Annotated in this window: 12 protein-coding genes; all 12 read left to right on the top strand. The window is 63.6% G+C overall.

The annotated features are described in order from the left end of the window. The first annotated feature begins 122 nt into the window (after positions 1 to 122). On the top strand, positions 123 to 455 hold the full coding sequence (fliE, locus tag G1E_RS08770; RefSeq protein ID WP_003254438.1) for a flagellar hook-basal body complex protein FliE: 333 nt from the start codon (positions 123 to 125) through the stop codon (positions 453 to 455). Positions 456 to 470: 15 nt separating this feature from the next. Further along, a complete protein-coding gene (gene fliF / locus G1E_RS08765) occupies positions 471 to 2,249 on the top strand; it encodes a flagellar basal-body MS-ring/collar protein FliF (RefSeq protein WP_047149764.1) in 1,779 nt (592 codons plus the stop codon). Next, positions 2,242 to 3,261 carry a flagellar motor switch protein FliG gene (gene fliG, locus G1E_RS08760; RefSeq protein WP_003254434.1) on the top strand — a complete coding sequence of 340 codons (1,020 nt, stop codon included), beginning with the start codon at positions 2,242 to 2,244 and terminating at the stop codon, positions 3,259 to 3,261. The genes fliF and fliG overlap by 8 nt, the downstream gene beginning before the upstream one ends. Before the next feature lie 96 nt (positions 3,262 to 3,357). Beyond that, a complete protein-coding gene (gene fliH / locus G1E_RS08755; protein ID WP_009683205.1) occupies positions 3,358 to 4,146 on the top strand; it encodes a flagellar assembly protein FliH in 789 nt (262 codons plus the stop codon). Beyond that, entirely contained in the window at positions 4,136 to 5,491 is a 1,356-nt protein-coding gene (gene fliI, locus G1E_RS08750) for a flagellar protein export ATPase FliI (RefSeq protein ID WP_029885652.1), read from the top strand. The genes fliH and fliI overlap by 11 nt, the downstream gene beginning before the upstream one ends. Before the next feature lie 6 nt (positions 5,492 to 5,497). Next, positions 5,498 to 5,950 carry a flagellar export protein FliJ gene (gene fliJ / locus G1E_RS08745; protein WP_009683208.1) on the top strand — a complete coding sequence of 151 codons (453 nt, stop codon included), beginning with the start codon at positions 5,498 to 5,500 and terminating at the stop codon, positions 5,948 to 5,950. 114 nt (positions 5,951 to 6,064) lie between these two features. After that, positions 6,065 to 6,367, top strand: coding sequence for an STAS domain-containing protein (locus G1E_RS08740; RefSeq protein ID WP_009683209.1), 303 nt, complete (start codon positions 6,065 to 6,067; stop codon positions 6,365 to 6,367). A gap of 8 nt (positions 6,368 to 6,375) precedes the next feature. Then, positions 6,376 to 8,067, top strand: a complete 1,692-nt coding sequence (locus G1E_RS08735; RefSeq protein ID WP_009683210.1) for a fused response regulator/phosphatase — start codon at positions 6,376 to 6,378, stop codon at positions 8,065 to 8,067. A 47-nt stretch (positions 8,068 to 8,114) separates the two neighbouring features. Beyond that, positions 8,115 to 8,462 (top strand): Hpt domain-containing protein, encoded by a 348-nt coding sequence (locus G1E_RS08730; RefSeq protein ID WP_033690485.1) that lies wholly within the window; start codon positions 8,115 to 8,117, stop codon positions 8,460 to 8,462. Between the two features lie 70 nt (positions 8,463 to 8,532). Next, a complete protein-coding gene (locus tag G1E_RS08725) occupies positions 8,533 to 9,795 on the top strand; it encodes a flagellar hook-length control protein FliK (protein ID WP_009683212.1) in 1,263 nt (420 codons plus the stop codon). Between the two features lie 207 nt (positions 9,796 to 10,002). Further along, a complete protein-coding gene (fliL, locus tag G1E_RS08720) occupies positions 10,003 to 10,500 on the top strand; it encodes a flagellar basal body-associated protein FliL (RefSeq protein WP_009683213.1) in 498 nt (165 codons plus the stop codon). A gap of 9 nt (positions 10,501 to 10,509) precedes the next feature. After that, positions 10,510 to 11,271 (top strand): flagellar motor switch protein FliM (gene fliM, locus G1E_RS08715; RefSeq protein WP_047149768.1); only part of this gene is annotated, 762 nt, incomplete at its 3' end.

The raw sequence follows: 11,271 nt of genomic DNA, 5'->3' as shown, positions 1-11,271 counted from the left end.
ATAGAATCTCCCACAGGGGTGTGATGTTGCCTGAACGATAGAGGCTGGCACCTTTGTTGCTCTACGTAGGCTATTCGCTGCATGGGTGTCAAAAAAATGCGGCCGCAGGAGAGAGAAGGGTCATGAGCCAAGGTGTTGAATTCAATCGTCTGATGCTGGATATGCGCGCCATGCAGGCCGACGCCATGTCGCTGCCCAAGGTCACCGCTGCCCCCGAGCTGGCGCCAGGTCAAAGCACCTTTGCCGACATGCTCGGCCAGGCCATTGGCAAGGTGCATGAAACCCAGCAAGCCTCGACCCAGTTGGCCAACGCCTTCGAAATCGGCAAGAGCGGCGTCGACCTTACCGACGTGATGATCGCTTCGCAGAAGGCCAGCGTGTCGATGCAGGCCATGACCCAGGTACGCAACAAGCTGGTCCAGGCGTACCAGGACATCATGCAGATGCCGGTTTGAGGACGGATGTAACCCATGGCTGAAGCAGTCGTCGATAACGCCCCCGCCAAGGCTGGTTCGCCAGCGGCCAAGCCGCCGCTGTTCGGCATGGCGTTTCTGGAAAACATCGCGCAGATGCCCATGCTGCGGCAGGTCGGCCTCATGGTCGGCCTGGCGGCCAGCGTGGCGATCGGCTTTGCCGTGGTGCTGTGGTCGCAGCAACCCGATTACCGTCCGCTGTACGGCAGCTTGTCGGGCATGGACACCAAGCAGGTCATGGACACCCTGGCTGCGGCCGACATTCCGTACAACGTCGAACCCAATTCTGGCGCCTTGCTGGTCAAGTCCGATGACCTCGCCCGTGCACGCCTGAAGCTGGCCGCGGCGGGCGTGGCGCCAAGTGACGGCAACGTGGGCTTCGAACTGCTCGACAAGGAGCAGGGCCTGGGCACCAGCCAGTTCATGGAGGCTACCCGCTACCGCCGCAGCCTGGAAGGCGAGCTGGCGCGCACCGTGTCGAGCCTGAACAACGTCAAGGCCGCCCGCGTTCACCTGGCCATTCCGAAAAGCTCGGTGTTCGTGCGCGACGAACGCAAGCCCAGCGCTTCGGTACTGGTCGAGTTGTACCCAGGCCGCGCCCTGGAACCCGGGCAGGTGATGGCTATCGTCAACCTGGTCGCCACCAGCGTGCCGGAGCTGGACAAGTCACAGGTCACCGTGGTGGACCAGAAGGGCAACCTGCTGTCCGAGCAGATCCAGGATTCTGCGCTGACCCAGGCTGGCAAGCAGTTCGACTACAGCCGCCGGGTGGAAAGCATGCTCACCCAGCGTGTGCACAACATTTTGCAGCCGGTGCTGGGCAACGACCGCTACAAGGCCGAAGTATCCGCCGACCTGGACTTCAGCGCAGTCGAGTCCACTTCCGAGCAGTTCAACCCCGACCAACCAGCGCTGCGCAGTGAGCAGTCGGTTGATGAGCAACGTGCCAGCAGCCAAGGCCCGCAGGGCGTGCCTGGGGCACTGAGCAACCAGCCGCCCGGTGCGGCCACAGCACCGCAGACCACCGGTGGCGCCGCCACCCCGGCAGCGGCCATTCAGCCTGGGCAACCGCTGGTCGATGCCAATGGCCAGCAGATCATGGACCCGGCCACCGGCCAGCCGATGCTCGCGCCGTACCCGTCGGACAAGCGGCAGCAAAGCACGAAGAACTTCGAGCTGGACCGCTCGATCAGCCACACCCGCCAGCAGCAAGGGCGCATGACCCGTCTGTCGGTGGCCGTGGTGGTCGACGACCAGGTCAAGATCGACCCCGCGACTGGTGACGCCACCCGTGCCCCGTGGGGCAGCGAAGACCTGGCGCGCTTCACCCGCCTGGTGCAGGACGCCGTTGGTTTCGATGCCAGCCGTGGCGACAGCGTGACGGTGATCAACGTGCCGTTCGCGGCCGACCGTGGCGAGGAAATTGCCGACATCGCCTTCTACCAGCAGCCGTGGTTCTGGGATATCGTCAAGCAGGTGTTGGGCGTAGTGTTCATCCTGGTGCTGGTATTCGGTGTACTGCGGCCGGTGTTGAACAACATTACAGGGGGCGGCAAGCAAGCTGCCCCGGATAGCGACATGGAGCTGGGCGGCATGATGGGTCTGGATGGCGAACTGGCCAACGACCGCGTCAGCTTGGGTGGCCCGACAAGCATTCTGCTGCCTAGCCCAAGCGAGGGTTACGAGGCACAGCTCAACGCAATCAAAGGCCTGGTGGCCGAAGACCCGGGCCGTGTTGCCCAGGTCGTGAAAGAGTGGATCAACGCCGATGAGTGATAACCGAGCCGTTACCGCCAAGCTGAGCCGCGTGGACAAGGCGGCGATCCTGTTGCTTTCGCTGGGTGAAACCGATGCGGCGCAGGTGCTGCGGCACATGGGCCCCAAGGAGGTACAGCGGGTAGGTGTGGCCATGGCGCAGATGGGCAATGTGCACCGTGACCAGGTCGAGCAGGTGATGAGTGAGTTCGTCGATATTGTCGGCGACCAGACCAGCCTGGGCGTGGGCTCCGATGCCTATATCCGTAAGATGCTCAACCAGGCGCTGGGCGAGGACAAGGCCAACGGCCTGGTCGACCGCATCCTGCTGGGTGGCAATACCAGTGGCCTGGACAGCCTGAAGTGGATGGAGCCGCGCGCCGTGGCGGATGTGATCCGCTACGAGCACCCGCAGATCCAGGCCATCGTGGTCGCCTACCTCGACCCCGACCAGGCCGGCGAGGTACTGAGCAACTTCGATCACAAGGTGCGCCTGGACATCGTGCTGCGCGTGTCGTCGCTCAACACTGTGCAGCCAGCAGCCTTGAAGGAATTGAACCAGATTCTGGAGAAGCAGTTCTCGGGCAACTCCAACGCCGCGCGCACCACCCTGGGTGGCATCAAGCGCGCCGCCGACATCATGAACTTCCTCGACAGCTCCGTGGAAGGCGCGTTGATGGACGCGATCCGCGAAATCGACAGCGACCTGTCGGAGCAGATCGAAGACCTGATGTTCGTCTTCAACAACCTGGCCGATGTCGACGACCGCGGTATCCAGGCGCTGCTGCGCGAGGTGTCGTCGGACGTGCTGGTGGTATCGCTCAAGGGTGCCGACGAGCGCGTCAAGGACAAGATATTCAAGAACATGTCCAAGCGTGCCTCGGAGCTGCTGCGCGACGACCTGGAGGCCAAGGGCCCGGTGCGGGTCAGCGATGTGGAAACGGCGCAAAAGGAAATCCTCACCATTGCCCGGCGCATGGCCGAAGCCGGCGAGATCGTGCTTGGCGGCAAAGGCGCCGAGGAAATGATTTAAGCGGCAAGCTAAAAGAAACAGCAGCCCTTGCGCAGCCTGCTTTTTTCTTCAAACTTGCCGCTTGAAGCTTGCCGCTATGACCCACAGGCATTACCAATGTCCACCAAAGAACACCACCCCAGCGACCTGATCCGTGCCCGCGACCTCGAGGGCGTGGATGTATGGGCGTTGCCCAGTTTCGACCCGCAACCCGAGCCCCAACCTGAGCCAGAACCCGAGGTGGTTGAGGACGAAATCGAGGAAGTGCCGCTGGAAGAAGTCCAGCCACTGACCCTGGAAGAGCTCGAAGCCATACGCCAGGAAGCCTACAACGAGGGCTTCGCCACCGGTGAGCGCGAGGGCTTCCATAGCACCCAGCTCAAGGTTCGCCAGGAGGCCGAAGAGGCGCTCAAGGCCAAGCTCGACAGCCTTGAGCGGCTGATGAGCAACCTGATGGCGCCGATTGCCGAGCAAGACACGCAGATCGAAAAGCAGCTGGTGCATCTGGTCGCGCACATGACCCGCCAGGTGATCGGCCGTGAGCTGCGCACCGACTCCAGCCAGATCGCCCAGGTGTTGCGCGAGGCACTCAAGCTGCTGCCCATGGGCGCGGACAACATTCGTATTCACCTCAACCCGCAGGATTTCGAGCTGGCCAAGGCCCTGCGTGAACGGCACGAGGAAAACTGGCGGCTATTGGAAGACAGCGCCTTGTTACCGGGGGGTTGCCGCATCGAAACCGCGCACAGTCGCATCGACGCGAGCATGGAAACGCGTACCGAAAAGGCCGTGGCGCAGTTGTTCGACCAGTTGCACGACCATTCCCTGCACCCGGCTCAACCCGACCTGGCGATAGACCTGGATGCGCCGCTCGAGCCTGCCGTGGACAACCCTGATGCGCCTTGAACGCACCAGTTTCAGCAAGCGCCTGGGCAGTTACGCCGAGGCCATTGCGCTGCCCGCCCAGCCCATCGTCGAAGGCCGCCTGCTGCGCATGGTCGGCCTTACCCTGGAGGCCGAAGGTCTGCGTGCCGCCGTTGGTAGCCGCTGCCTGGTGATCAACGACGACAGTTATCACCCGGTGCAGGTCGAGGCCGAGGTCATGGGCTTTGCCGGGTCCAAGGTGTTCCTCATGCCGGTGGGCAGCATTGTCGGCATTGCCCCGGGCGCACGCGTGGTGCCGCTGGATGACGGCGGCCGCCTGCCCATGGGCATGAGCATGCTCGGCCGGGTACTGGACGGTGCGGGCCGCGCGCTGGATGGCAAGGGCGGGATGAAGGCCGAGGATTGGGTGCCGATGGACGGCCCGGTGATCAACCCGCTCAACCGCGACCCGATCAGCAAACCGCTGGATGTGGGTATTCGCAGCATCAACGGCCTGCTGACCGTCGGCCGGGGTCAGCGCCTGGGCCTGTTTGCCGGTACCGGCGTGGGTAAATCGGTATTGCTGGGCATGATGACCCGCTTCACCGAAGCGGAAATCATCGTGGTCGGCCTGATTGGCGAGCGGGGCCGCGAGGTCAAGGAATTCATCGAGCACATTCTCGGTGAGGAGGGCCTGAAGCGCTCCGTGGTGGTCGCCTCGCCGGCCGACGATGCCCCCCTAATGCGCCTGCGCGCCGCCATGTACTGCACGCGCATTGCCGAGTACTTCCGCGATAAAGGCAAGAATGTGCTGTTGCTGATGGATTCGCTGACCCGTTTTGCCCAGGCCCAGCGGGAAATTGCCCTGGCCATTGGCGAGCCGCCGGCCACGCGGGGTTATCCGCCGTCGGTGTTTGCCAAGCTGCCCAAGCTGGTGGAGCGGGCGGGTAATGGCTTGCCGGGCGGTGGGTCGATCACCGCGTTCTATACCGTGCTGTCCGAAGGTGACGATCAGCAAGACCCCATCGCGGATTCGGCGCGTGGTGTGCTTGACGGGCACTTCGTGCTGTCGCGGCGCCTTGCGGAGGAAGGCCATTACCCGGCCATCGATATCGAAGCCTCGATCAGCCGGGTGATGCCGCAGGTGGTGGATGCCGACCACTTGCGCCAGGCGCAGAAATTCAAGCAGCTGTGGTCGCGCTTGTCGCAAAGCCGCGACCTGATCAGCGTGGGTGCCTATGTGGCGGGCGGCGATCCGGAGACTGACCTGGCGATTGCCCTGCAGTCGAAGCTGGTGGGCTTCTTGCGCCAGGGCCTGCGTGAAAACGTGGATATGGCGCAGAGCCGTGAAGAGCTGGGGGCGATCTTCACGCCCCCGGCCGGCTGATAGGCCATGGCCCTCCCTGGGCGCGCCGCGCGCCTGGCGCCGGTGGTGGACATGGCCGAAGAGGCCGAGCGCAAGGCCGCCCAGCGGCTGGGCCATTTCCAGCAGCAAGTTGCCGTCGCCCAGGCCAAGCTGGCCGAGCTGGAGCGGTTTCGCGAAGACTACCAGCAGCAGTGGATCAACCGCGGTGGGCAGGGGGTCAATGGCAACTGGCTGGTGAACTACCAGCGCTTCCTTGGCCAGTTGGAAACGGCGATGGCCCAGCAGCGGCAGAGCCTGGTCTGGCATCAGAACAACCTCAACAATGCCCGTGGCACGTGGCAGCAGGCCTACGCCCGGGTGGAGGGGCTGCGCAAGCTGGTGCAGCGCTACCTGGACGAGGCCCGCCGCGCCGAGGACAAGCGTGAGCAGCGCCTGCTGGACGAGTTGTCCCAGCGCCTGCCGCGGCAAGATCAGTTCTGAATCCGTGGCGTCGCTTTGTGAAGCGGCCTGTGGGCGCCGTGTTCTTGCCGCCCGTGCCATCGCCTGCTAAACCTTCAACAAGCTGTATTCGCCATCATCGAAGGAATCGCTCGCATGGCAGTGGAAACTGATCTCACGCAGGATGGGAAAACGTTGACGATCAAGATCAAAGGACGCTTCGATTTCAGCCAGCATCAGGAATTTCGCGGTGCTTATGAGCGCCAACCAGGCGGGCACGATCGCGTGGTTGTCGATCTGAAAGACACGACCCACCTCGACAGTTCGGCCCTGGGCATGCTGTTGCTGCTGCGTGACCATGCGGGAGAAGCGGTCGAGGTTGAAGTGATGAATCCCAGCTCCGATGTGCGCAAGATTCTCGCCATCTCCAATTTCGAAAAACTCTTCAAGATCAGCTGAGCGCCGACATGCCGGCCGAACAGGCATTGACCGTACTGGTTGCCGAGGACGGTGCCGCCGACCGTCTGTTGCTGGCGCAGATCGTGCGCCGCCAGGGGCACGAGGTTGTCACTGCGGAAAATGGTGAGCAGGCCGTGGCGCTGTTCGTCGAGCGGCGCCCGCAGTTGGTGCTGCTGGATGCGCTGATGCCGGTCATGGACGGCTTCGAGGCGGCGCGGCAGATCAAGGCCCTGGCCGGCGAGGCGCTGGTGCCGATCATTTTCCTCACCTCGCTGAACGAGGAGGAGGCCCTGGTGCGTTGCCTGGAAGCGGGCGGCGATGACTTCATGGCCAAGCCCTACAGCGCGGTAATACTGGCAGCCAAGATCCGCGCCATGGACCGCCTCCGTCGGTTGCAGGGTACCGTGCTGGCGCAGCGCGACCAGATCGCCCGGCACCACCACCACTTGCTCAACGAACAGCGGGTGGCCAAGGCCGTGTTCGACAAGGTGGCGCATGCCGGCTGCCTGGCGGCGCCGAACATCCGCTACCTGCAATCACCCTACGCCTTGTTCAATGGTGACCTGATGCTGGCGGCCTTCACGCCGGCCGGCGACATGCGTGTACTGCTGGGTGATTTTACCGGCCACGGCTTGCCGGCTGCGGTGGGTGCCATGCCGCTGGCGGAGGTGTTCTACGGCATGACCGCCAAGGGCTACGGCATGGCCGAGGTCCTGCGCGAGATGAACGCCAAGCTCAAGCGTATTCTGCCGGTCGACATGTTCTGCTGCGCGGTGCTGCTGAATCTGAGCATGCAGTGTGGCGCAGTGGAGGTATGGAATGGCGGCATGCCTGACGTCTACCACCTCTCGCTGGATGGCCAGGTGTTGTCGGTGCTGCAGTCTCGGCACCTGCCGCTGGGTATTCTGGCGGCCGAACGCTTCGATGCCAGCACAGAGATGTTGCCGCTGGTGCCAGGGGAGCGCCTGTTCCTGCTGTCGGACGGGGTGCTGGAAACTGCCGACGAGCAGGAGCGCCTGTTCGGCGAGCGGCGCCTGCGCGAGGTGCTGAACGCCAATCGTGACCCGGCCTGCTTGTTCGACGAGCTGCTGTTGGCCCTGGAGCGTTTTGGAGGGCACCCGCGCGACGATATCAGCCTGTGCGATATCCGCATGTTCGGTGCCAAAGAGCGGCCACCGATGCCGGTGGTCTACGCTGACAGCGGCCGGTCAAGCCCGCAGGACTGGTCGTTGGCGTTCGAGGTGCGGGGTGCCAGCCTCAAAAGTTTCAACCCGGTGCCCTACTTGGTGCAGTTGTTGCAGGAAATACCCGGCTTGCGAGCGCGCACTGGCCACCTGCACAGCGTGCTCAGCGAGTTGTATTCCAATGCGCTGGAGCATGGCGTGCTCGGTCTGGATTCGCAGCTCAAATGCGATGTGCAGGGCTTTGCCGACTATTATCAAGAACGGGCGCGGCGCCTGGCATCGCTGGCTGAAGGTTGTGTAAGCATCCGTTTCAGGGTTGAACCGCGTGGCCAGGGTGGGCGTCTGAGTATCGAAGTCAGCGACAGCGGCGCTGGTTTCGATGTGCCGAGCGTACTGGCACGGGCTGTGCCGGACCACGGCCTGAGTGGGCGTGGTCTGAAACTGGTGCGGCAGCTGGCCGGTGATGCGCGCTGGGCAGAGGGTGGGCGGTGTGCGCAGGTGGAATTCGAATGGTGAGCCCCGGGCGGGCTTGGGCATAATCTGCTTGATCAGGGAGTGAGCAAGTGATGGACATGCATATCGATCACCAGGTTCTCAAGGGCCTGCGTGAGGTCATGGAGGATGAGTATCTGACGTTGGTGGAGACGTTTCTCACGGACTCGGAGCGCCGCGTGGAGCAGCTACTTGCGGCGAAAAATGCGGCAGAACTCAGGATGGCTGCACACAGCTTCAAGGGCAGTAGCAGCAATATGGGCGCCATGGTGTTGGCCAGCCTGTGCCAGCAGCTTGAAGAGCGTGCGCGGCGGCCGCCGCTGTATGGCATCGAGGACCTGATCAGCCGCATTGATCGGGAGTATCAGGAGGTAAAGCGCTTTTATCGCGGTGAGAAAGATCGCATTTCTACCGGCTGACGGGTAGTTGGCGCGAGTCTTGCTTTTCTCCGCCAGGAAGATACTCACGTTCTGGCGCGGAGACCGCTCGATGCCTGTCGCACCCAACCCTTTGTTGCAAGCCAATGCCCCCGCCAGTAGCGCGCGTTCAACTGCCCTGCAGGCAGACAAACCCGTGCAGGCGTTGGGCGACAAGGGCGACGGCTTCGACCAGGTCATGGCCCGGCAGCGGCGCAACCCGCCGGCTGGGCCCGATGACAAGGTTGCCCAGGCCAGGCCCAAGGACAAGCCGGAAGCGGCTGTTGGCGGCAAGAAAGACCCGGGCAGCAAGGCAGCGGTTGCCGATGACGGCAACAAATTGCCAGATGACGATACCGCCCAGGCCGATACCGGGCTGACGGACGCCAGCCTGGTGGCCGGGCAGGTCACCGATGGCCAGCCCGGCGGGCAGTTGATCCAGGCCCAGGCCGAGGCGGTGACGCCCGTGTTGCAAGCCGCCACGGCGCAAGCCCAACTGGCCACCGCAGTGCCGGCAGAACCCACCGAAGAAGCCTTCGACCCTGACGCCGACCCCTTGGCCAACCTGCCAACCCTGCGCCTGGCGCTGGAGCACAGCGCCCAGGCCAAAGGCAGTACTTCCGCACATGCCCTTGATCCGGCTCAGGCCCAGGGCGATGACGCCCGCGCTGCCGTCAATAGCTTGACGACTCTGGTCGAGCAAAGCGAGGGCGACGCTACCGAGTCCGGTGACGGGGCGTTCGGTGCCTTGCTCGAAGATGGCCTGAAAGACACCAAGAGCGCTGCCAGCGACACCCGTATCGACGACTTCGCCAATCGTCTGGCCAGCCTGACCCAGGCAGCCACGGCCAAGACCGCCAACGCGGTGCCGGCCAGTGCCAGCCCGCTGCACCAGCCCTTGCCGATGAACCAGAATGCGTGGGCTGAGGGCCTGGTCAACCGGGTCATGTACTTGTCCAGCCAGAATCTCAAGTCGGCGGATATCCAGCTGGAGCCGGCCGAGCTGGGCCGCCTGGACATTCGCGTCAATGTGGCAGCGGACCAGGCGACCCAGATCACCTTCATCAGCGGCCACGCGGGCGTGCGTGATGCTCTGGACAGCCAGGTGCACCGCCTGCGCGAGCTGTTCGCCCAGCAGGGGCTGGCGCAGCCCGACGTCAACGTCGCCGATCAGTCGCGGGGGCAGCAGCAGCAACAGGGCCAGGCACAGGACAGCAACCTGTCCGGGGTGGCCGCGCGGCGGGCCGGGCAGGGTGGGGGCGAGGTTGTCGAGAGCGCCCGGCCTGTGGAGCAGCAGGTGGTTGTCGGCGACAGTGCGGTCGATTACTACGCCTGATGCCGGGTAGCCTGTTCCGGCCTGTTCGCGGGCTTGCCCGCTCCCACAGGGGTTTGCAACCTGTGCAGTACCTGTGGCAGCGGGCATGCCCGCGAAGAAGACAGCACCGCAAATCCTGCTGAAACGAGCTTCTGAATAATCTGGCATAACACTTGCTCAAGCCAAGCCATCCTCCTTTGAACCCCCGATGGACGACGGATTATTGGCATGGCGAAGAGCGAAGCAGTCAAAGACCCCGCCACAAAAGGCAAACTCAAGCTGATCATCATGGCTGTCGTCGGCTTGTTGCTGGCGATCGGCCTTTCGGTGGGCGCTACCTGGTTCATCATGCACAAGAGCGAACCGGCGCCGGCCGCCGAGGCGGCAGCCAGCAACGTCAAGCCAGCAGCGATCTACCAGGCGCTGACCCCGGCCTTCGTGGTCAACTTCAACCAGAACGGGCGCCAGCGCTACATGCAGGTGAGCATCACCATGCAGGCGCGCAACCAGGCAGACCTGGATGCACTCAAGGTGCACATGCCGGTTATCCGCAACAACCTGGTGATGATGTTCTCCGGGCAGGGCTTCGACGCCCTCGCCAGCAGCCCGGTCGGCCAGGAAATGCTGCGCCAGAAAGCCACTGCCGTGGTCCAGGAAGTGGCGCAGAAGGAACTTGGCAAGCCGGTCATCGACCAGCTGCTGTTCACCAATTTCGTATTGCAGTAGGAGTCCGTCATGGCCGTACAGGACCTGCTGTCCCAGGATGAAATCGATGCCCTGTTGCACGGCGTCGACGACGGGCTGGTGCAGACCGAGACCGCCGCGGAGCCCGGCAGTATCAAAAGCTACGACCTGACCAGTCAGGACCGTATCGTGCGCGGTCGCATGCCGACCCTGGAAATGATCAACGAGCGTTTCGCCCGCTACACCCGCATCAGCATGTTCAACCTGCTGCGCCGCTCGGCCGACGTGGCCGTGGGTGGCGTGCAGGTGATGAAGTTCGGCGAGTACGTGCACTCGCTGTATGTGCCGACCAGCCTGAACCTGGTCAAGATCAAGCCATTGCGCGGCACTTCGCTGTTCATTCTCGACGCCAAGCTAGTGTTCAAGTTGGTGGACAATTTCTTCGGCGGCGATGGCCGCCACGCCAAGATCGAGGGCCGTGAGTTCACCCCCACCGAGCTGCGCGTGGTACGCATGGTGCTGGACCAGTGCTTCGTCGACCTGAAGGAAGCCTGGCAGGCCATCATGCCGGTGTCTTTCGAGTACATGAACTCCGAGGTCAACCCGGCCATGGCCAACATCGTCGGCCCGAGCGAGGCAGTGGTGGTGTCCACCTTCCATATCGAGCTGGACGGTGGTGGCGGTGACCTGCACGTGACCATGCCGTATTCGATGATCGAGCCGGTGCGGGAAATGCTCGACGCCGGTTTCCAGTCCGACCTGGACGACCAGGACGAGCGTTGGGTCAAGGCCCTGCGCGAAGACGTGCTGGAT

Origin of the sequence: Pseudomonas sp. TJI-51, assembly GCF_000190455.2 — a bacterium.
Taxonomy (GTDB): Bacteria; Pseudomonadota; Gammaproteobacteria; order Pseudomonadales; family Pseudomonadaceae; genus Aquipseudomonas; species Aquipseudomonas juntendi.
This window is presented reverse-complemented; position numbering and strand designations above follow the sequence as displayed.

Excerpts from the sequence above, each read along its gene's own strand:
- fliG (WP_003254434.1), top strand. The coding sequence starts at position 2,242 with ATGAGTGATAACCGAGCCGTTACCGCCAAGCTGAGCCGCGTGGACAAG.
- fliF (WP_047149764.1), top strand. The coding sequence starts at position 471 with ATGGCTGAAGCAGTCGTCGATAACGCCCCCGCCAAGGCTGGTTCGCCA.
- fliE (WP_003254438.1), top strand. The coding sequence starts at position 123 with ATGAGCCAAGGTGTTGAATTCAATCGTCTGATGCTGGATATGCGCGCC.
- fliH (WP_009683205.1), top strand. The coding sequence starts at position 3,358 with ATGTCCACCAAAGAACACCACCCCAGCGACCTGATCCGTGCCCGCGAC.
- G1E_RS08740 (WP_009683209.1), top strand. The coding sequence starts at position 6,065 with ATGGCAGTGGAAACTGATCTCACGCAGGATGGGAAAACGTTGACGATC.
- fliJ (WP_009683208.1), top strand. The coding sequence starts at position 5,498 with ATGGCCCTCCCTGGGCGCGCCGCGCGCCTGGCGCCGGTGGTGGACATG.
- fliL (WP_009683213.1), top strand. The coding sequence starts at position 10,003 with ATGGCGAAGAGCGAAGCAGTCAAAGACCCCGCCACAAAAGGCAAACTC.
- G1E_RS08725 (WP_009683212.1), top strand. The coding sequence starts at position 8,533 with ATGCCTGTCGCACCCAACCCTTTGTTGCAAGCCAATGCCCCCGCCAGT.
- G1E_RS08735 (WP_009683210.1), top strand. The coding sequence starts at position 6,376 with ATGCCGGCCGAACAGGCATTGACCGTACTGGTTGCCGAGGACGGTGCC.
- fliI (WP_029885652.1), top strand. The coding sequence starts at position 4,136 with ATGCGCCTTGAACGCACCAGTTTCAGCAAGCGCCTGGGCAGTTACGCC.